This is a genomic window from Kitasatospora sp. NPDC096147 (genome assembly GCF_044763225.1).
Classification (GTDB): domain Bacteria; phylum Actinomycetota; class Actinomycetes; order Streptomycetales; family Streptomycetaceae; genus Kitasatospora.
This window is the reverse complement of sequence record NZ_JBIWFX010000001.1, coordinates 740,036-758,621: the sequence shown is the minus strand read 5'-3', so window position 1 is coordinate 758,621 and position 18,586 is coordinate 740,036. Positions and strand designations below refer to the sequence as shown.

Here is an 18,586-nt window from a genome sequence, read left to right as displayed (position 1 = left end):
ACGGGTCAGGCGGTCAGGGCGGCGAGCAGGGCGTTCGTGAGCCGGTCGAGGTAGTCGGGACCGGCGGGGGCGTGGACGACGGCGAGGTGCCAGTACAGCGGGCCGGCCAGCAGGTCGAGGGCGATGTCGAGGTCGAGCCCGGCCGGGAGTTCGCCGCGGTCCACGGCGCGTTGCAGCATGCGGGTGGCGCGGGCGCGGCGCGGGTCGCGGACGGTGCGCAGGAGGGCCTGGCCCAGTTCGTCGTTGCGCCCGCCCTCGGCGATCAGGTCGGGGACGATCCGGGCGGCGAGCGGATGGGACAGGCCCTCGGCGACCTCGCCCAGGAAGGCCCGCAGGTCACCTCGGAGCGAACCGCTGTCGGGGGGCTCGGGGGTGTGGGCGACCAGGTCCGACAGCAGGGCGACGGCCATCTCCTGCTTGGAGGACCACCGCCGGTAGATGGCGGCCTTTCCGGCGCCCGCGCGCCTGGCCACCGCCTCCAGGGAGAGCCTGGCGTATCCGGCCGAGGCCAGCTCGGCGAAGAAGGCCTCGGTGATCGCCGTGGTCACCGAGTCCTGGAGCACCGGGCCGCCGGGGGGCCGGGGGGCGGTGGTGTCGGAGGGGGCGGGGTCGGAGGGGGTGGGGTCGGATGCGCGTGCCATGGGGTGAGTCTAGTCGATACGGAACGGTTGCGTCTCGTCTCGGGCGGGCGTACCGTCGGTCGAGAGATGAGACGGAACGGGTCCGTCTCGACTATGTGCGGAGGTGCGCACCATGAAGTTCCTGTTCGAGGACGAGTCGTTCTCCTTCGAGACCCTCCGGGCCGCCGGCTTCGCCCAGGAGGCCGGGGCCGACCTGGGTGAGGTGGTGGCCACCGCCGGCCGGATCGGGGAGGGGGACACCGCGGCGTGGCTGCGCGAGTGGCGGGCAACCGCCGACCGCGTCCACGACCTCGGTCGGCGGGCGCTGGCCGACGGCGCCCGGGTCAGCGCGCGCGAGGCACTGCTGCGGGCCTCCAACTACTACCGCACGGCCGAGTTCTACCGCCGGGACGACCCGGCCCGCGACCCCGAGGTGCAGGAGCTCTCGCGGCTCTCCCGGGAGACCTTCGCCACCGCCGCCGGCCTGATGGACCGTCCGGTCGAGGCCGTCACGATCCCGTACGAGGACACCTCCCTCCCGGGCTACCTCTTCCTGGTGGACGACTCCGGTGCCGCCCGCCCCACCGTCCTTTTCACCAGCGGCTTCGACTCCACGCTGGAGGAGTCCTACTTCGTCCTCGCGGCGGCTGCGCTGCGCCGGGGCTACAACGTGCTCGCCTTCGACGGCCCCGGCCAGGGCGCGGCGCTGCGCGTCCAGGGCCTGGTCTTCCGGCCGGACTGGGAGGCGGTGGTGACCCCGGTGGTCGACTACGCGCTCACCCGCGCCGAGGTCGATCCGGCCCGGCTGGTGCTGTTCGGCTACAGCCTGGGCGGCTACCTGGCGGCCCGGGCCGCCGCCCACGAGCACCGGCTCGCCGCGCTGGTGCTCGACGACGGCCTGTACGACTACCAGGAGCCGCATCTGACGGCGATGCCGCCGTTCCTGGCGGACTGGATCACGGCGGGCCGGGACGACGTCGCCGGGCCGGTGCTGGCCCTGGTGATGGCGGCCGACACCCAGGTCAACTGGGCGATGCGGAACGGGATCTGGACCTTCGGGGCGTCCTCGGCCTGCGACTACGTCCGCCGTACCGCCGCCTACACCCTCGACGGCGCCGCCGAGCTGATCGCCTGTCCGACCCTGGTCCTGGACGCGGCCGACGACCAGTTCTTCCGTGGGCAGCCCCAGCGGGTCGCTGCGGCGCTGCGCTGCCCGCACGCCCTGGTCACCCTGCGGGAGGAGGACGGCGCGGGGGAGCACTGCCACATGGGTGCCATGGCCCGCTTCCAGCAGGTCACCTTCGACTGGCTGGCCGGCACCCTGCCGGCCGCCGGGTCCGCCGCGCCGTCGGCCGCCCCGCCCGCTGCCGCCTGAGCGGGGCTCAGTCCTGACGCGGGATCATCAGGGCCTCCGCGCCGACCGGGCGGAAGCCGGCCGCCTGGAAGGACCGGACGCTCGGTACGTTTCCGGGCGACTGCTGGGCCCAGACGTGGTCGCCCTCGGGCAGCAGGTGACGGGCGCTCAGGGCGAGGTCGCGCCCCAGGCCCCGGCCCCGTGCCTCGGGGGAGACCTCGATGGCGCACTCCCAGCGCCCGGCCAGCCCCCGGCCGAGGATCAGCACCCCGCCGGGCACCGTCCAGACCCGGACGTCCTCGCGGTAGTCGAGGGCCCGGACGATCCGCGGGTGGTCCCGGTCGGTGAGCGGCGCCAGCGGCAGCGGGGCCTCGCCGGGCAGTCGCGAGCCGGCCGAGAGCAGGTCGATGGTGTCCATCCGGCGCCCGGTGCGGTCCGCGAAGGCGGCCAGGAAGTGCGGGTTCATCGGCGCGGCCAGCTCGTCGGAGGGCGCCGCCGCCACGGCGGCCCGCACCCACTCCGGGTCCTGGTCGGTGAAGACCACGGCGTGCGCGCTGAACGCGACCACCCCGGCGTCCCGCTCGCTGGGCTGCTGAACCACCGTCACCGAGCCGTCCGCAGCGGGGAACCGGCCCGCTGCGGCGGCATCCAAGATCGTCTTGAGCATGGCTCCAGGGTAGGCACCGTAGGGCGCCGGGGGTCACGCCGGGGGCTGGGCGAGCGGTCGTCCGCACGCCACGGCGGGCTGGCGTCTCGCGTCCGGCCGAGGGACCGCTCCGGCCCCCACTCCCCTCGTGGTGGGGGCCGGAGCGGCCGCTCGGCCGTGCTGACGTCAGCGAGCATGCCAACGGGGGTGGTCGGAGGGCCATGCATTAGCCTCTGGGCCTAATGGTCGGCAAGGCGCAGGTCAGGACGGCTGCGGGGGCGGGGGAAGGTTCGTGATCGCACTGAGGTTCGGGGTCGCGGACCTCGCGCGGACCCGGTTCGTGGTGTCGCCGCTGGACCACCTGGTGGCCGGCGCGGCCCGGATCGGCATCCACCAGGGTGCCGGGACGCGCAGCGAGCGGTGGTGGCGGGACGCCCGCCGGCACGTGCCGCAGCGGGCCGCGCGCTTCCTGGAGGTGGTCAACGCGAGCCCGATCGGTGTGCCCGACTTCATGGTGGCCGACCTGGACGCCGTCCGCCGGCAGCTGACCGACGAGCTCGACGCGTTGCTCTCCGTCCCGGAGCAGGCGGTGCAGGAGGGCGTCGCGATGTTCGGCGAGGTGGCCGAAGTCCCGCCCGCGCTGGCCCGGTTGCGCGAGGACGGCAGCCGCGGCCTGCGCGAGGTGGGTGACGGCGCCTGGGCGCTGTTCCAGGCCTGCCTGGCCCCGGACTGGCCGGACATCCGCCGCGCCCTGGAGGCCGACATCGCGGCCCGGGCCCGGGCCGCCGCCCGGGGCGGGATCGGGGAAATGCTCGGCTCGCTGCACCCCAAGGCCGTCTGGCGGGACGAGGGAGTCCTGGAGTGCACCCTCGGCGAACTGTCGGCCTCCATCGAACTCGACGGCCGGGGGCTGGAGTTGCGGCCCAACTACTTCGTCCAGCACAACGTCAGCGTGCTCGCCGAGCCGGGCCGCCAGAGCCTCCTGCTGTACCCGATAGCCCACCCGGCCACCGATCCCACCGCCCGGCCGCCGGAGACCGACGGCCTCGCCACCGTGCTCGGCCCCGCCCGGGCCCGGGTGCTGCGTGCCATCGCGGGCGGTGCCTGCTCCACCACCGGCCTCGCCCGGCGCCTGGGCGTCACCCCGCCCTCCGCCTCCGCCCACGCCACCGCGCTGCGGACGGCCGGACTGATCGCCACCCACCGCGAGGGCAAGCAGGTCCGCCACAGCCTCACCGAGGTCGGCCACGACCTGCTCGCCGACAACCCGCCGCTGCCGGGCCCGGCCTGACGGCCGCTCAGGCACCGGAGCCCGTGCCGGGGACGGTCACCGGACCGGCCCGGAGCGCGGGCGCCTGCTCCGGGCACCGTGGACGCCGCCCCGCAGCACCCCCGTGAGGCCGCCACACCGGGGCGGCTCCGGTGGACGCGTGGTGTCCACCGGAGCCGGTCGGGTCAGTGCGCGCGGTCCTGGAGATCGGCCATGGCGACGGCGGACAACCCGCCGCTGCCGGGCCCGGCCTGACGGCCGCTCAGGCACCGGAGCCCGTGCCGGGGACGGTCACCGGACCGGCCCGGAGCGCGGGCGCCTGCTCCGGGCACCGTGGGCGCTGCCCCGCAGCGGCCCGTGAGGCCGCCGCACCGGGGCGGCTCCGGTGGGCGCGGGGTGTCCACCGGAGCCGGTCGGGTCAGTGCGCGCGGTCCTGGAGATCGGCCATGGCGACGGCGGCCCGGATGTACTTGTTGCGGCCGAGGTCCCCGATGCTCTTGATCCGCAGGGCTTCGAGGGCGGTGCCGTGGGCGTCGGTCAGCCCGGCCAGGGCCGCCACCGGTGCCTTGAGCACCTCCTCCAGGCTGAGGTTCTCGTACGCCTTGTCGAGGATCTTGTCGAGGTCTGCGGTCACCGTCATGGCACATCGCCCTTCCTGGTCGGTACGGTCTCCGGTCAGCCAACCGGCCTCCCGCCCGCCCCGCACGCCGGGCGCGGCACCCGGGTGTCGGCGAAGCGACGCGCCGTCAGGACACGCCGCTCACCGACTCCCCGGCCGGGACGCCCCGGTCGGCCGCCTCCGGGTCGGCTGCCCCGTGCAGCACGACGGCCCAGACGGTCTTGGCGGCGCCCCGCGCGGTGACGCCCCAGTCGGCGGCCAGCGCGTCGACCAGCCGCATGCCCTGGCCGTGGTCGCGGACGCCGGCCGGGCGGACCACCGGGCCGCGTTCGGTGCGGCTGTCGCTGACCTCCAGGCGGCAGGAGCCGCCGAGGCGGTCGAGTTCGAGGCGGACGGGCACGGCCGGGTGGTGGCCGGAGGCGTGCAGCAGGACGTTGGTGACCAGCTCCGAGCAGATGGTCACCACGTCGTCGGCCCGGTCCTCGGGCCAGCCGTGCTCGGTCAGCAGCCCGCGCACCCAGCTCCGGGCCAGCCGCGCGGCCTCGGCCCGGGCCGGGAAGTCCGTCTCCCACACCTGAAGGGTCGTCATCACCGGTACCGCTCCCATCTCCCGTCCGTTCCCATCCGTCGGGAGCGCCCGGCTCCTGTGGTGACCCAGGGTGGCGGTCGGAACGCTCCGGCGCGAGGGCACGGAGAGGGCATAGCGAGGGCATGCAGGGGACCGGTTCGGTCCGGAGTCCCTCGTCCGGGGGACGGGGCGGCGAGTCGCGGTGCGGACTGCTCTACCGTGATCACTGTTCACGGACAGTCAGGGAGCAGTGGCGGAGGGGGCATCATGGGGCGGCGACCGCCGGGCAACGAGTTGCTCTACGCGGCCAGGATCTCCAAGGGCTGGTTCTCCCAGGAGGCCGCCGCGGCCGGGATCAGCACGGCGGGGCAGCAGGTGCTGGCCAGCCGCGCGTTCCAGGTGAACGTGCGGACCTACCGGCGCTGGGAGGCCCCGGCTCCGCCGTGGCCCCGGCCGGACCACGCCTCGGCCCTGCGGGCGGCCTTCGACCGGGGGCCGGAGGCGCTCGGCTTCGTCGTCCGGGGCGGGCTGCCGGTGGTGTCGGTGATGTCCGCGATCCCCTTCGGCCCGCCCGACAGCGCGGTGGACCACGAGACGGAAGACCAGCACGGACCAGTGAACCGCCGTCAGGCTCTCAGAACGGTAGGAACGGCCGCCCTCGGTGGCCTGCCCTGGCTCGACGCGGCCCCGGTGGCCGCCCACGGCGGGGCCCGGATCGGCGCGGACGAGATCGAGGAGCTGCGGGCCACCGCGCTCGACCTCGACGCGATCGACCAGCGCTTCGGCGGCGACCTGCTGTGGCGCTCGGCCCGCGCCCAGCTGCTCCGGGTGCACGACCTGATCGACCACGCCACCTACGGCGAGGCGGTCGGCCGCGAGCTGCACGACATCGCGGGCCAACTCACCACCTCGCTCGGCTGGTTCTGCTACGACGCGGAGCGCCAGACCGAGGCCCGGGTGTACTTCTCCGAGGCGCTGAACACCGCCGTGCTCTCCGGGAACGACCCGCTGGCCACCCGCACCCTGGCCAACATGGCCCGGCAGAGCGTCGACCTGAACAAGCCCCGGGAGGCCGTTCGGTACGCCCGGATCGCCCAGGCGCACGCGGCCGAGTGGAGCGCACCGCCCCGGGTGACGGCCCTGCTGGCCGTCCGGGAGGCCCAGGGCTACGGGCGGCTCGGCAACGAGACCGCCTGCGCGGCGGCGATCCGCCGGGCCTGGCAGGCCTTCGGCCGGGGCACCACCGACCGGGACCCGAGCTGGGTGCGCTTCCTCAACGAGGCCGAGCTGGTCTGCCTGGAGGGCATGTGCCGACTCGACCTCGGCCACTACCGGCAGGCCGTCCGGCTACTGGACCGCTCGGCCCGGCTCCAGCACATCGCGCACTCCCGGAACCGGGGCATGTGCCTGGCCCGGCTCTCCTACGCCGCCCTCCAGGACCGGGACGTGGACCGCACGGTGGCCGCCGCCCAGGAGTCGCTGCGGCTGATCGAGGGCGGGATGGCCTCGGCCCGCAACAAACGTCAACTGTCCCTGTTCCGTGAGAAACTGACGGCTCATCAGTCCCTGGCCGAGGTCAGGGAGACCACGGAGCGGCTGGCGGCCTGGACCGCCTGAGCCGGGCGGAGGACAGGCACGTGCACGACATCGAGTTCCGACACCACCACGGGCAGGACGCGGAGGAGGTCCTGGGCGACCTGGTGGCGGTCTACCGGGTGGTCTACGGGGTGCCACCGTACGCCGGGGACCCGTTCTTCTCGGTGGAGTCCTTCGAGGAGCGGCTGCGCGGGGCGATGGGGATGCCGGGCTTCGAGACCGTCACCGCCACCCTGGCCGGCCGGCCCGTCGGGCTGGTGCACGGGGTGACGCTCCCCGCCGACCGGGCCTGGTGGGTCAGCCTCGGCAGCAGTCGGCCGACGGCTGCGTTGGACGCGGCGGACGCCGAGGACGTCTTCTGGCTGCGGGAGTTGATGGTCCTGCCGAGCCTGGGGAACCAGGGCATCGGCCGTCGCCTGCACGACGAGATCGTCCGCCACCGGCCCGAGCGCTGGACCACCCTCACCTGCATCCACGACAACGAACCGGCCCGCAGCGCCTATCCCCGCTGGGGCTACCAGGTGATCGGCGGCCGGATCCGGCACGCCCCCGAATCCCCCGAGTACGACGCGATGGTGCTGCGCCCCGGTGTGGTGGCGCGGTTGAGCACCCCGCGCTGCGGCTGAGCGGACGGACGGACGGCCGGGCTTCCGGGCAGCCGGCCGGGCCGACGCCCGGAGGGCGGCGCGGGGCCGGGCGGCCATGTGACGGAAATCCCGGTGCCACGGCTGCCCGGCCGCGTTACCCTCGGTGGCATGGACGTCATGGACCGATACCGCACCACCGCCGCCGCGCGAGCGACCAGCTCGCCGGCCGCCGCCTGACGTACCCTCACCTCCCACCGGCGACCGGACACGGTCCGCCGGTGGTGTCGTCTCCAGACCCGGTCCCACCGTCCGTGCGCACCGCCGTCCGGCGCCTCCCCGCAGATCGCAGATCGTAGATCGCCAAGGAGCGCACCATGGACACCGACCGGATCGTCCGCACGTTCACCGAGTACTACCGTGGCCGGGGCCACCGCCCGATCACCGGCTCGACCCTGCTGCCGCCGCCGGGCGACCCGGTGCTCTTCACCACCTCCGGCATGCACCCGCTCACCCCGTACCTGGAGGGCCGGCCGCACCCGCTCGGCCGACGGCTGGTCAACGTGCAGCGCTGCCTGCGCACCACCGACCTCGACGAGGTCGGCGACCTCACCCACCTGACCGTCTTCGAGATGCTCGGCACCTGGTCGCTCGGCGACTACGAGGGGCCGCAGAGCCTGGAGTGGGGGTACGGGCTGCTCACCGAGGGCTTCGGCATCGATCCGGGGCTGCTGCACGCCACCGCCTTCGGCGGGGACGGGCGGACCGGCCCCGACACCGGTTCGCTGGAGCTCTGGCAGCGGCTGGGCGTACCGGTCGAGCTCACCGTCGAGGACAACTGGTGGTCGAACGGGCCGACCGGCCCGTGCGGCCCCGATTCGGAGATCTTCCTCTGGACCGGCGACACCCCGCCGGAGTCCACCCCGACCGGGGACGACCGCTGGGTGGAGGTGTGGAACCACGTGATGATGCGTCACCGCCGCCTGGAGGACGGCTCACTGGTGCCGCTCCCGCAGCGCAACATCGACACGGGGCTCGGGCTGGAGCGGCTGGCCACCCTGCTCCAGGGCGGGCGCTCGGTCTTCGACGGCGACGTCTTCGAACCCTGGCGCCGACTCCTCCCGGGTGTCTGGCGGCTCGACGACCCCTCGCTGCGGCTGGTCGCCGACCACCTGCGCTCCGCCGTGGTGGTGATCGGCGACGGGGTGCTCCCGTCCACCACCGGCCGGGGCTACGTGCTGCGCCGGCTGCTGCGCAGGGTGCTCACCGTGCTGCGCCGGACCGATCCCTCGGCCGGCCTCGGCGACCTGCCGGTGGAGCTGGTCCGGCACACCCTGGACCGCTTCCGGCAGGACACCGACCCGGAGGTGGTGCGGCAGGTGCTGTCGGAGGAGGAGCAGCGCTTCGACCGGCTGCTGGAGCGCGGCCGGCGGGTGCTGTCCCGTCCGCGCTACCGGGGCCGGCTCACCGAGCAGGACTTCCACGAGCTGCACGACACCCACGGACTCCCCCGCGAGCTGGTCACCAACCTCCGCTCCACGGAAGGACATTGACAGGGCGTCAGGGATCGGCTTACATGAGTGGTGTGTGGCCGCTCGGCTGCATGATCTTTGGGGGAGCAGGTTCCGTCGCGTTGCGCGGCGGGGCCGGGGAAACGACCCCAGGAGACATGCGGCGTGATGCGGCCTGTTTGCTTTCCACGGGGTCGTGCTCCCGGTGGCCTGCTCCCTCCCGACGGTGGGAGACCAGCCGTGTCGTCGCACGTTCAGCCGCCGCAGGACCAGTCCGCCGCGCCGGGGTCCGAGCCGGGGCCCATGCCGGACCCCACGGCGGGCCGCCTGCCGGGCGCGCTCCCGGAGTCAACTGCGGGGTCCACTGCGGAGCCCACTGCGGAGTCCACTGCGGATTCCCGCCCGATGCCCTTCCAGGAGCCCGAGGAGGACTCCGGTCCCGACCAGCGCAGGCTCGACCTGATCGCCCTGCTGGCGATCCTGGTGGTCTGCACCGCCATCTGCCTGCTGGCCGGGCCGGGGGAGCTCCAGGCGGTGATCGGGGCGGCCGGCGTCCTGTTCGCCGCCTGGCAGGCGCCGCGCCGGATCGGGCGACCGCGCGACCGTCGGCGGCGCTGACCGGGCCGGCGCGGGTGTCAGTGCTTCCGGGCCCGGCTGGGCTGGACCCGGGGCGGTTCGCCCGCCACCTTCGGGTGGTCGGGCGGGTAGGGGAGGTCGCCGACGCCGTGGTCGGCGGCCTGACGGTCCGCCAGCGCGAGCAGCGGGTCGAGGCGGAAGGCGTGCTCGTCGAGGTCGGCGTGCGGGTCGCCGATCTCGGCGTACCGGGCGGGCACGGTGCGGATGGTGAAGTCGGCGGGGGAGACGGAGTCCAGCTCCTCCCAGCGCAGCGGGGTGGAGACGGTGGCCCCGGGGCGCGGGCGGACGGAGTAGGGGGAGGCGATGGTGCGGTCCCGGGCCATCTGGTTGTAGTCCACGAAGATCCGCGGACCGCGCTCCTCCTTCCACCAGTTGGTGGTCACCCGGTCCGGCACCCGGTGCTCCAGCTCGCGGCCGAGTGCGATCACGGCGCGGCGGGCCTCGGCGAAGGTCCACTCCGGCACGATCGGGACGTAGACGTGCAGGCCGCGCCCGCCGGAGGTCTTCGGCCAGCCGCGCAGGCCGTGCTCGGCCAGCACCTCGCGGAGCAGGTGCGCGGCCCGGACGGCGTCGGCGAAGTCGGTGCCGGGCTGCGGGTCGAGGTCGATCCGCAGTTCGTCCGGGTGCTCGGTGTCGGCGCGGCGGACCGGCCAGGGGTGGAAGGTGAGGCAGCCGAGGTTGACCGCCCAGAGCACGGCGGCGGCCTCGGTCGGGCAGATCTCGTCGGCGGTGCGCCCGCTGGGGAAGGCGATCCGGGCGGTGGGCAGCCAGTCGGGCACGTTCTTCGGGGCGCGCTTCTGGTAGAAGGACTCGCCCTCGATGCCGTCCGGGAAGCGCTGGAGCGTGGTCGGCCGCTCGCGCAGCCCGCGCAGTGCGCCGGGGGCGACCGCCAGGTAGTACTCGGCGACGTCCCGCTTGGTGTAGCCGTGCTCCGGGAAGTACACCTTGTCCGGGTTGGAGAGCCGCACCGCGCGGCCGTCCACGTCCAGTTCGATCGCCGTGCTGCTCGCCATGCGGCCCACGCTAGGCGGCCCGGCCCGCCCGCGCCTGCGGGGCGGGCCGGGAGTGGCGCCGGGGGACGGACCGGGGGGACCGGGGACGGACGGGGCGTCAGACCTCCAGCTCGGCCTCGACGCGCTTGAGCTGGTGGCGGGCCATCGCGAGGTTGGCCCGGCCCTTGTCGATCGCCAGGTAGAGGAAGAGGCCCTTGCCCGAGCGGTTGGTGAGCGGGCGGATCAGGTGGTACTGGCTGCTGAGGGTGATCAGGATGTCCTCGATGGCCTCCTTGAGGCCGAGCAGCTCGATCGCCCGGACCTTGGCGCGCACCACGTCGGTGTTGCCGGCGGCGGCGACGTTCAGGTCCAGCTCGGCGCTGCCGCCCAGGGTGCCGAGGGCCATGCCGCTGGTGTAGTCGACCAGGGCGACGCCGATGGCGCCCTCGATCGAACTCATGATGTCCTTCAGGGCGGTCTCGGTGGTGGCCATGGTGTTCTCCTTGGAAGGTGGGTGAACGGGCGTCAGGGACGGGGGTTGCGTTCGAGTGCGAGGTCGGCCAGGTCGGCGATCCGCTGTCCGGCCCGGCGGGCCTCCAGGTGGAGCCGGCCCAGGTTGGCGTCCGGTCCGGCCAGCAGGGTGAGCACCACGTAGGCCCCGGCGGCGTAGGTGGCGGTGTAGCCGCGCTCGCCCCGGGTGATCAGCTCGCGGAACTCGCCCTGGCCGGTGGCCTCGGCCAGCCGGGCGCCGACGCCGAGCGCGGCGGCGGTCAGCGCGGCCACGCCGGAGGGCTCCAGGGTCGCGGCGTCGTGCGCGACCACCAGGCCGTCGGTGGTGGCGATCAGACTGCCGGTCAGGTGCGGCACCCGGGCCCGCAGCCCGTGCAGTTCGGCCTGTAGGCCGGGGTCGGCGAGTGCCGCCGGGTCGATCATGACGGGTGGCTTCCGGGCCGTGAACTGTCGCAAGGTGCGCTTCATGACTCGGAGGGACGGGACGACCGGGCGGTCGGGGTGGGCGGGCAAGTCACAGTCGGGCCTCCAGGCCGGCTCGGATGCGGAGCAGCAGAGCGACGTGCGGATCTGACGGGTCGTACGCGGGGGTTGGCTGCGTGACCGGGGTCCGTCCGGGGGCCGTCGCCGTCGGCAGTGAGGTGATCACCGGGACGACGGGCACCGGTGGAGTGGGGGCCGGCGGCGCGGAGCGGGGCGGCGGTACCGAGGGCACCGGCCGGGAGGGGGAGGCGGTGGGGGCCGCCGGGCGGGGCGTGCCGGGGGGAGGTGTGGCCGGGCGCGGGGGAGCGGGGGGCGCGGCGGGCACCGTGGGAATGACCGGGATGACCGGGGTGACGGCGGGCGTCAGGCCGGTGGCCGGGAGCGGGACGGGAGTCGTGGCGGGGGCTTCGAGCAGGCCGCCGGCCGCCAGGTGGCGCAGGTCGAGCAGGGTGGTGAAGGCGGAGCGCCCGAGCAGCAGGGCGATCTCGGACGGGGTGCGCAGTCCGTCGGCCGCCTCCAGCACGGCCCGGCGGCGCAGGGTGCACCCGCGGACCGGGCCGCCGCCGGTGCGGCGGCGCAGCACCGGGCCGTGCTCGCCCTGCGGTGCGGGCCAGACCCGGTCCAGCAGGGCGCGGCGGCGGCCGACCGCCGCGCGCAGCTCGCGGACCGTCAGCGGTCGGGTGAGGGCGAAGAGCGGGGCCGCCGAGGGGATGAACACCGGGCGGCGGCCGGCCGGGCCGAGGGCGAAGAAGGCGGCGTCCAACACGGCCGTGGTCAGGCAGAGTTGCAGTTCGCTGCGGGTCACCAGGCCGGTGCGGAGCAGTAGTTCGGCCAGCGGGCGGCCGGTGGCGGAGCAACTGCCCAGCAGCGAGGCCCACTCGGCGGAGGCGATCCGGCCGCAGCCGGTCAGCAGGGCCTCGACGCCGGGTGCGCTGTGGCTCTCGGCGTAGACCACGGCGCCCTGGGCCAGGTGCACCCGGCCGTGCTCCCCGCTGAGCACCCCGGTGGCCCGGCGGGCGGCCAGCTCGGTCAGCTCGTGCTCGAACGGGGTGGCCGGCGCGCAGCCGGAGCGGCGGCGGCGGGGCAGGCGGACGGCCTCCACGGGCCTGGTGTACGGCATCAGTCCAGCACCAACTGATCGGCGATGGCGGCCAGTCGGAGCCTGGCCATGGCGAGGTTGGCCCGTTCGCGGTCCAGCCGGAGGTAGAGGATCAGGCTGCTGTCGAAGTCGGTCTCCAGGAAGCGGACCAGGTGGTAGGCGCCGGCCGAGCTGAGGATCAGGTCCTCGGCGGGGGCGGTGCCGGCCGCCGGGTCGGTGAACGAGGCGCCCTGGGTGACGGCCCGGGCCAGCTCGGTGGCGTCCGCCGCACCGGCCTCGTGGTCACCGCCGGGGCCCTCCCCGGCGGTGCCGAGGGCGAGGCCGCTGGTCCAGTCGACCAGGCTGACCCCGAGCGCGCCCGGCACGCCCATGGCCTCGGCGAGGCAGTCATCGATTCCCGGCACCGGGCAGCACATCCCTCCCGCGCACCCGTCGAAGAGCACGCCTGCGGTACCGCGCTCACTCGCGGTAACCTCTGCGGGACGTAACGCTAGCCCGGCCGGGGCGGCTGCGGGAAGGAATCCGTCATACTCGTCGGGCATATGCCCGAATCCCTCCGTGCGGCCAACCCGCGTGATAGTGGGATGGTCTGACGAATGCTCAGGCGGGCGCGGGGCGGTGGTGCGGCCCGAGCGCGGCCTCGATCTCGCGCACCGTGCGGGCGAAGTCGTCCGGCGGGCCGCCCCAGGGGTCGAAGATGCCCTGGTCGGAGAGCTGGTGCACGGTCCGGGCCGGTCCGGCCAGCCGGCGGACGGCCCGGGTGGTCTCGGTGTCGACCGCGATCAGTTCGTCGGCCCAGTCGACCAGTTCGGCGGTGAGCAGGGCCGCCCGGTGCCCGGACAGGTCGTACCCGATTCGCGCCATGGTCTGGACCATCAGCGGGTCGGCGGGCTCGCCCAGGTGCCAGGAGGTGGTGGCGGCCGAGCGGACCTCGGGACGGTCGGGCGAGCGGGCCGCCAGCAGCGCGGCAGCGGCCGGGCTGCGGCAGATGTTGCCCTTGCAGACCACCAGGACCCGGCGGGGACGGGCGGACGGGTCCGGCCGCCCGGCCGGGGCGGGGGTGGCGGGAGTGGTGGGGCCGGTGGGCTTGGTCATGGTGGCCGCCTCTCGCGGTGCGTGCTCCGACTCCCCGTGTACGGAGCATATCCGCCCGCCCGGCCGTGCCCGGCGCGCAGGTCGGCTGACGGGGCGCCAGGATCGGAGCATGGAGCTGCCAGTGATGCCGCCGGTCTCGCCGATGCTGGCGAAGGCGGTGACGAGGATCCCGGCCGGGATGCAGTACGAGGCCAAGTGGGACGGCTTCCGGGCGGTGGTCTTCCGGGACGGCGACGAGGTCGAGATCGGCAGCCGCACCGGCAAGCCGCTCACCCGGTACTTCCCCGAGCTGGTCGAGGCGGTCCGGGCCGAGCTGCCGCCGCGCTGCGTGCTGGACGGCGAGATCGTGATCGCGCACGACGGCAGGCTGCACTTCGAGGAACTGCTGGAGCGGATCCACCCCGCCGCCTCCCGGGTCCGCACCCTGGCCGAACGCACCCCCGCCTCCTTCGTCGCCTTCGACCTGCTCGCCCTCGGCGACCGGGCGTACGACGGGCTCCCGCTGACGGAGCGCCGGGCGCAGCTGGAGCGCGCGCTGGCCGGGGCCCGGCCCCCCGTCCACCTGGCGCCCGCGACCACCGATCCGGAGCTGGCGCAGCTCTGGTTCGGCCGGTTCGAGGGGGCCGGGCTGGACGGGGTGGTGGCCAAGCCGCTGGACCAGCCCTACCAGCCCGGGGCCCGGTCGATGTACAAGATCAAGCACGCCCGGACGGCGGACTGCGTGCTGGCCGGCTACCGCGAGCACAAGAGCGGCCCGGTGGTCGGCTCCCTGCTGCTCGGCCTCTACGACGCCGACGGCCAGCTCCAGCACGTCGGGGTCAGCGCCTCCTTCCCGATGAAGCGGCGGGCCGAACTCGCCGAGGAGCTGGCCGCGTTGCGGCTGCCGGAGGGTGCGGACCACCCCTGGGCGGCCTGGCGCGAGGAGAGCGCCCAGGCGGCGGCCCGGCTGCCCGGCGGCCAGAGCCGGTGGACCGGCGGCAAGGACCTCTCCTGGGTCCCGCTGCGCCCCGAGCGGGTCTGCGAGGTCGGCTACGACCACATGGAGGGCACCCGCTTCCGCCACACCACCCAGTTCAAGCGCTGGCGCCCGGACCGCACCCCGGAGTCCTGCACCTACGAGCAGTTGGAGGAGCCGGTCGGCTACGACCTGGCGGACGTGCTGCGCGGCTGACGGCGGGTCAGCCGGACGGCCGCAGTTGAGGTGCTGTCGGCGGCTGACGGCGGGTCAATCGAGCGGGAGCAGGTGCTCCAGGTAGTACTCGGCGTCGGGATCGACCACCAGCGACCGGAGCAGGTAGCGCCCGGCCGGGACCGTCAGCCGGAGGAGCTCCGGCGGATCGGCCCGGTCGAGACCGAGGATGTGCTCGCCGTCGTAGCCGGCGTCGGTCAGCACGTAGCGGCCACCGAGCCGGAGCGTGACGGCGTCCTCCCAGACACCGGTCGCCAGGGCCCGCTCCACGGTGGGGAGCAGCGAGCGGTCGTCGTCGGCCGCGATCCAGCGGGCGAAGACCAGGTGGTCGGCGATCCAGGTGACCGGCAGCGGTTCCCCGCCGAGCACGACCACGTCGTGGTCGTCGAGCCGGACGGACGCCGCGTACTCGCCGGCGGCGTCGTACGCCTCCTCGCCGGTCCACCGGGACACCAGGTGCTCGGGGAGGAGGGCGTAGCGCGCGGAGTCGGTCCGGTCGAGCCAGGTCGGCGTCGGGGTGGGTGCCGGTGTTCGCTGCCGAGGGTCGATCTGCCGGGGCCGGGGGGATCGGGTCATCCGGTCATGGTCGCACCCCTAGCCCTGCGGGGAGGTGCCGGTCAGGGTGGGGAGCTGATCGCGGGTCAGGCGCCAGTGGCGGTCGGCGCCGGTGTCGGCGGGGGCGAGCTTCTCGGACGGGACGGTGCCGAGGTCGGTGAAGCCGAGGCGGGCCGGGACGGCGCCGCTGGCCCGGTTGGCGTCGTCGTGGACGATCTCGACGTAGGCCACCTCGGGGAGGCGGAACGCCTCGACGGTCAGGGCGCGGGCGGCGCGGGAGACGACGCCCCGGCCGGTGGCGGCGGGGTGCAGCCAGTAGCCGATCTCGCGGCGCTCCGCCGGATCGCCCTCGCGGCGGAAGAGCCCGGTGGAGCCGGCGATCGCGCCGTCCAGCACGATGGCGTAGGTGTAGTCGGTGCCGTTCTCCCACTTCTCCGCACGGGAGTCGACGAACTCGGCGGTGCGCTCCGGGGTGTCGTCGGAGGCCCAGGGCATCCACGGCACGAGGTGGTCGAGGGACTCCTCGACCACCTTCCGCAGCTCGGGCAGGTCGGCGGGCTGGTAGGCGCGCAGCGTCAGTTCGGCGTCGACGCGGATCACGCGCCGGGGGGTCTCGGGGGTCTCCATCGCCCGATCATGCTCAAGCGACCGGGGTACCGCCAAGCCGTTTTCCCTCGGCGGCCCGGTCGTTGCGGTGGATGGCCGGGCCGCCTCCGGGCGGCGGTGGGCGGCGGAGGTGGGGGCAGGAGCACCGGCTGACGCTACGTCAGGGTGTAGTGCCAGGTGCCGACCGGGCGGTGGGCGGAGTCGGTGATCGTCTCCTGGACGCCGGCTTCCAGGGGGTAGTGGTGGAGGTTGCCGGCCCAGTAGCGGAGGATGCGGCCGAGTTCGGCGTGGGCGTCGGCCAGGACGGCGGGGTCGGACAGGTCGACTTCGAGGTGGAATCGCATGCCTTCGAGTCTTCCATTGAACTTCGCAGTGAAGGTTTCACCGGCCGGGAGCCCGGGACGGGGCCGGAAGTCTCAAACGGGGGTGGAGGTCCGGGGGAGGACGGGCGCGCGCAGGGAGGGGTCGGCGAGCACCGGGTCCTCCTCACGGGCGGCGGCCAGCACGGCCGGGTCGAGGGTGACGGTGAGCACGGTCGGGCCTTCGCCGGCCTCGGCGAGCAGGGTGCCGTCGGGGGCCCAGACCGCACTGCCGCCGCAGCCGTGGTACGGGCCGCTGGCCGCGCAGTGGTTGGCGAGCAGCACGTAGCAGGTGTTGTCGAGGGCCCGGGCCGGCAGCACGGTGGCGCGCTGGTGGGCGCCGCTGCCGCGGCCGAGCATCGCGCCGAGCAGGTAGGCGTGGGCGCCGTCGAGGGCGGCGGCCCGGGCGTGCTCGGGGAAGCCGAGGTCCCAGCAGATGCCGAGGCCGAGCCGCCAGCCGTCCAGGGTGAGGCTGGCACCCCGGGTGCCGGGGGAGAAGCCGGCGGCGCGCTCGTTCGGCGTGGAGTGCTGCTTGTCGTACTGCGTGACGAAGCGGCCGTCCCGTCCCAACACCAGGACGGAGATCCGGAGTCGGCCGCTCTCGGCATCGCGGGTCGGGGCGCCGGCCACCACGGCGGTGCCGGTCTCGGCGCAGGCGGCGGCCAGCGGGTCGAGCCGGGGGTCGTCGGGGCGCAGCGGCAGGGTGTCGGCGGCGGCGGTGATGCCGGCGAGTTCGTAGCCGGTGAGGAAGAGCTCGGGCAGCACCAGCAGGCGCGAGCCCTCGGCGGCGGCCCGGCGGACCAGCCCGGCGGCGGTGGTCACGTTGGCGGGGACGTCCAGCGGGACGCAGGGGGCCTGACCGGCACTCAGGGTGAGGGGGGTGGTGGGCAGCTCACGGAGATCGTCCATGGACCGCCAACCTAGCAGGCGGTGGTAAGGGGAGAGAAGGGGCTTCGGGTGCTACGGCTGTGGGTGGGGCGGGCGGTAGCCGACCTGACGGAGTGTCGGGCGGTGGTGCGCGGCCGTACCGCGTCCGGGTGATCCCCGGCACGGCGGAGCGGTGCGGGAGTGCGCCTCGGGCACGATCGTGAAGCCGAGCTGTGGCGGCCGTTAAGAATTCCTCGATGGACCGGAACGCCGCCGAGCAGGCAGATTGCACAGTGCCCGCGCGGCCCCGGCGACCAGCCGTGCTCCGGCCGCACCGGCACGCCCGCATCCGTCCCACCGTGCGTCAGGAGCCGTCGCCGTGAAGGCACTCGTCAAGCAGAACGCCGAGCCCGGGCTCTGGCTGACCGACGTCCCCGTGCCGGAGATCGGCCCCACCGACGTGCTGATCAAGGTGCTGCGGACCGGCATCTGCGGGACCGACCTGCACATCCGCGCGTGGGACGGCTGGGCCCAGCAGACCATCAAGACCCCCATGACGATCGGTCACGAGTTCGTCGGCGAGGTGGCCGAGATCGGTGCGGGCGTCACCGACGTCGCCGTCGGCGACCTGGTCAGCGGTGAGGGCCACCTGGTCTGCGGCAAGTGCCGCAACTGCCTGGCCGGCCGCCGCCACCTCTGTCGCAACACGGTCGGCCTCGGGGTCAACCGGGACGGCGCCTTCGCCGAGTACGTGGCGCTGCCCGCCTCCAACGTCTGGGTGCACCGGGTGCCGGTCGACCTGGACGTGGCCGCCATCTTCGACCCGTTCGGCAACGCGGTGCACACCGCGCTCTCCTTCCCGCTGGTCGGCGAGGACGTGCTGGTCACCGGCGCGGGCCCGATCGGCATCATGGCCGCCGCCGTGGCCAAGCACGCCGGCGCGCGCAACGTGGTGATCACCGACGTCTCGCCCTACCGCCTGGACCTGGCCCGCAAGGTGGGCGTCACGCTGGCGCTGAACGTCGCGGAGCACACCATCGAGGAGGGCCAGAAGCAGCTCGGCATGCGCGAGGGCTTCGACGTCGGCCTGGAGATGTCCGGCCGCCCCGAGGCGATGCAGTCGATGATCGCCAACATGACGCACGGCGGGAAGATCGCCATGCTCGGCCTGCCCGCCGACGACTTCGCGGTGGACTGGGCCCGGATCGTCACCTCGATGATCACCATCAAGGGCATCTACGGCCGGGAGATGTTCGAGACCTGGTACGCGATGTCGGTCCTGCTGGAGGGCGGCCTCGACCTCAGCCCGGTGATCACCAACCGGTACCCGGCGGCCGACTTCGAGGCGGCGTTCGACGAGGCGGCCGGCGGCCGCTGCGGCAAGATCATCCTCGACTGGACCGTCTGACCCCCTCTCAGCTCTCAGG

Annotated in this window: 22 protein-coding genes; 8 read left to right on the top strand and 14 right to left on the bottom strand. The window is 74.5% G+C overall.

Annotated features, from left to right (window positions below; all coding sequences use genetic code 11):
- Window positions 1–5 precede the first annotated feature (5 nt).
- Entirely contained in the window at window positions 6–641 is a 636-nt protein-coding gene (locus ACIRBX_RS03175) for a TetR-like C-terminal domain-containing protein (RefSeq protein ID WP_402293412.1), read from the bottom strand.
- A 112-nt stretch (window positions 642–753) separates the two neighbouring features.
- Here ACIRBX_RS03175 and ACIRBX_RS03170 point away from each other — a divergent pair, with 112 nt between their 5' ends.
- A complete protein-coding gene (locus tag ACIRBX_RS03170) occupies window positions 754–1,995 on the top strand; it encodes an alpha/beta hydrolase family protein (protein ID WP_402293411.1) in 1,242 nt (413 codons plus the stop codon).
- 7 nt (window positions 1,996–2,002) lie between these two features.
- Here ACIRBX_RS03170 and ACIRBX_RS03165 read toward each other — a convergent pair whose 3' ends face one another.
- Window positions 2,003–2,641, bottom strand: coding sequence for a GNAT family N-acetyltransferase (locus tag ACIRBX_RS03165; RefSeq protein ID WP_402293410.1), 639 nt, complete (start codon window positions 2,639–2,641; stop codon window positions 2,003–2,005).
- A 271-nt stretch (window positions 2,642–2,912) separates the two neighbouring features.
- Between ACIRBX_RS03165 and ACIRBX_RS03160 the strand changes: the two genes are divergently transcribed.
- Window positions 2,913–3,911: an ArsR/SmtB family transcription factor gene (locus ACIRBX_RS03160; RefSeq protein WP_402293409.1), complete on the top strand. Its 999-nt coding sequence runs from the start codon at window positions 2,913–2,915 to the stop codon at window positions 3,909–3,911.
- 397 nt (window positions 3,912–4,308) lie between these two features.
- On the opposite strand, the gene ACIRBX_RS03155 is transcribed toward ACIRBX_RS03160, so the two are convergent.
- Together ACIRBX_RS03155 and ACIRBX_RS03150 are read right to left on the bottom strand one after the other, a co-directional pair.
- Entirely contained in the window at window positions 4,309–4,530 is a 222-nt protein-coding gene (locus ACIRBX_RS03155; RefSeq protein WP_402293408.1) for a hypothetical protein, read from the bottom strand.
- A 106-nt stretch (window positions 4,531–4,636) separates the two neighbouring features.
- The gene (locus tag ACIRBX_RS03150; protein ID WP_402293407.1) at window positions 4,637–5,098 is read right to left on the bottom strand and encodes an ATP-binding protein; all 462 of its coding nucleotides are present in this window, start codon (window positions 5,096–5,098) and stop codon (window positions 4,637–4,639) included.
- Window positions 5,099–5,344: 246 nt separating this feature from the next.
- On the opposite strand from ACIRBX_RS03150, the gene ACIRBX_RS03145 reads away from it, so the two are divergent.
- The 4 genes from ACIRBX_RS03145 (at window position 5,345) to ACIRBX_RS03130 (ending at window position 9,386) form a co-directional block, all read left to right on the top strand.
- Entirely contained in the window at window positions 5,345–6,694 is a 1,350-nt protein-coding gene (locus tag ACIRBX_RS03145; protein WP_402293406.1) for a hypothetical protein, read from the top strand.
- Between the two features lie 20 nt (window positions 6,695–6,714).
- Entirely contained in the window at window positions 6,715–7,299 is a 585-nt protein-coding gene (locus tag ACIRBX_RS03140; protein ID WP_402293405.1) for a GNAT family N-acetyltransferase, read from the top strand.
- A 335-nt stretch (window positions 7,300–7,634) separates the two neighbouring features.
- The gene (locus ACIRBX_RS03135) at window positions 7,635–8,810 is read left to right on the top strand and encodes an alanine--tRNA ligase-related protein (protein ID WP_402293404.1); all 1,176 of its coding nucleotides are present in this window, start codon (window positions 7,635–7,637) and stop codon (window positions 8,808–8,810) included.
- A 363-nt stretch (window positions 8,811–9,173) separates the two neighbouring features.
- Window positions 9,174–9,386 carry a hypothetical protein gene (locus tag ACIRBX_RS03130; RefSeq protein WP_402293403.1) on the top strand — a complete coding sequence of 71 codons (213 nt, stop codon included), beginning with the start codon at window positions 9,174–9,176 and terminating at the stop codon, window positions 9,384–9,386.
- Window positions 9,387–9,403: 17 nt separating this feature from the next.
- On the opposite strand, the gene ligD is transcribed toward ACIRBX_RS03130, so the two are convergent.
- The 6 genes from ligD to ACIRBX_RS03100 form a co-directional block, all read right to left on the bottom strand.
- A complete protein-coding gene (gene ligD / locus ACIRBX_RS03125; protein ID WP_402293887.1) occupies window positions 9,404–10,399 on the bottom strand; it encodes a non-homologous end-joining DNA ligase in 996 nt (331 codons plus the stop codon).
- A 115-nt stretch (window positions 10,400–10,514) separates the two neighbouring features.
- Complete coding sequence (locus ACIRBX_RS03120) at window positions 10,515–10,889, bottom strand: hypothetical protein (RefSeq protein ID WP_402293402.1); 375 nt, start codon at window positions 10,887–10,889, stop codon at window positions 10,515–10,517.
- Between the two features lie 32 nt (window positions 10,890–10,921).
- Entirely contained in the window at window positions 10,922–11,329 is a 408-nt protein-coding gene (locus ACIRBX_RS03115) for a roadblock/LC7 domain-containing protein (protein WP_402293886.1), read from the bottom strand.
- 91 nt (window positions 11,330–11,420) lie between these two features.
- Window positions 11,421–12,509 (bottom strand): hypothetical protein, encoded by a 1,089-nt coding sequence (locus tag ACIRBX_RS03110; RefSeq protein WP_402293401.1) that lies wholly within the window; start codon window positions 12,507–12,509, stop codon window positions 11,421–11,423.
- Entirely contained in the window at window positions 12,509–12,892 is a 384-nt protein-coding gene (locus ACIRBX_RS03105; protein ID WP_402293400.1) for a hypothetical protein, read from the bottom strand. The genes ACIRBX_RS03110 and ACIRBX_RS03105 overlap by 1 nt, the downstream gene beginning before the upstream one ends.
- A 196-nt stretch (window positions 12,893–13,088) precedes the next feature.
- The gene (locus ACIRBX_RS03100; protein ID WP_402293399.1) at window positions 13,089–13,583 is read right to left on the bottom strand and encodes a low molecular weight phosphotyrosine protein phosphatase; all 495 of its coding nucleotides are present in this window, start codon (window positions 13,581–13,583) and stop codon (window positions 13,089–13,091) included.
- 109 nt (window positions 13,584–13,692) lie between these two features.
- On the opposite strand from ACIRBX_RS03100, the gene ACIRBX_RS03095 reads away from it, so the two are divergent.
- Entirely contained in the window at window positions 13,693–14,754 is a 1,062-nt protein-coding gene (locus tag ACIRBX_RS03095; RefSeq protein ID WP_402293398.1) for an ATP-dependent DNA ligase, read from the top strand.
- A gap of 54 nt (window positions 14,755–14,808) precedes the next feature.
- On the opposite strand, the gene ACIRBX_RS03090 is transcribed toward ACIRBX_RS03095, so the two are convergent.
- From ACIRBX_RS03090 to ACIRBX_RS03075, 4 genes are all read right to left on the bottom strand, one after another.
- Complete coding sequence (locus ACIRBX_RS03090) at window positions 14,809–15,348, bottom strand: Imm21 family immunity protein (protein WP_402293397.1); 540 nt, start codon at window positions 15,346–15,348, stop codon at window positions 14,809–14,811.
- Window positions 15,349–15,366: 18 nt separating this feature from the next.
- Window positions 15,367–15,954, bottom strand: coding sequence for a GNAT family N-acetyltransferase (locus ACIRBX_RS03085; RefSeq protein WP_402293396.1), 588 nt, complete (start codon window positions 15,952–15,954; stop codon window positions 15,367–15,369).
- 134 nt (window positions 15,955–16,088) lie between these two features.
- Window positions 16,089–16,277 carry a hypothetical protein gene (locus tag ACIRBX_RS03080; RefSeq protein WP_402293395.1) on the bottom strand — a complete coding sequence of 63 codons (189 nt, stop codon included), beginning with the start codon at window positions 16,275–16,277 and terminating at the stop codon, window positions 16,089–16,091.
- Window positions 16,278–16,349: 72 nt separating this feature from the next.
- Window positions 16,350–17,201, bottom strand: a complete 852-nt coding sequence (locus tag ACIRBX_RS03075) for a carbon-nitrogen hydrolase family protein (protein ID WP_402293394.1) — start codon at window positions 17,199–17,201, stop codon at window positions 16,350–16,352.
- Between the two features lie 337 nt (window positions 17,202–17,538).
- On the opposite strand from ACIRBX_RS03075, the gene tdh reads away from it, so the two are divergent.
- A complete protein-coding gene (gene tdh / locus ACIRBX_RS03070; RefSeq protein WP_402293393.1) occupies window positions 17,539–18,567 on the top strand; it encodes an L-threonine 3-dehydrogenase in 1,029 nt (342 codons plus the stop codon).
- Window positions 18,568–18,586 lie beyond the last annotated feature (19 nt).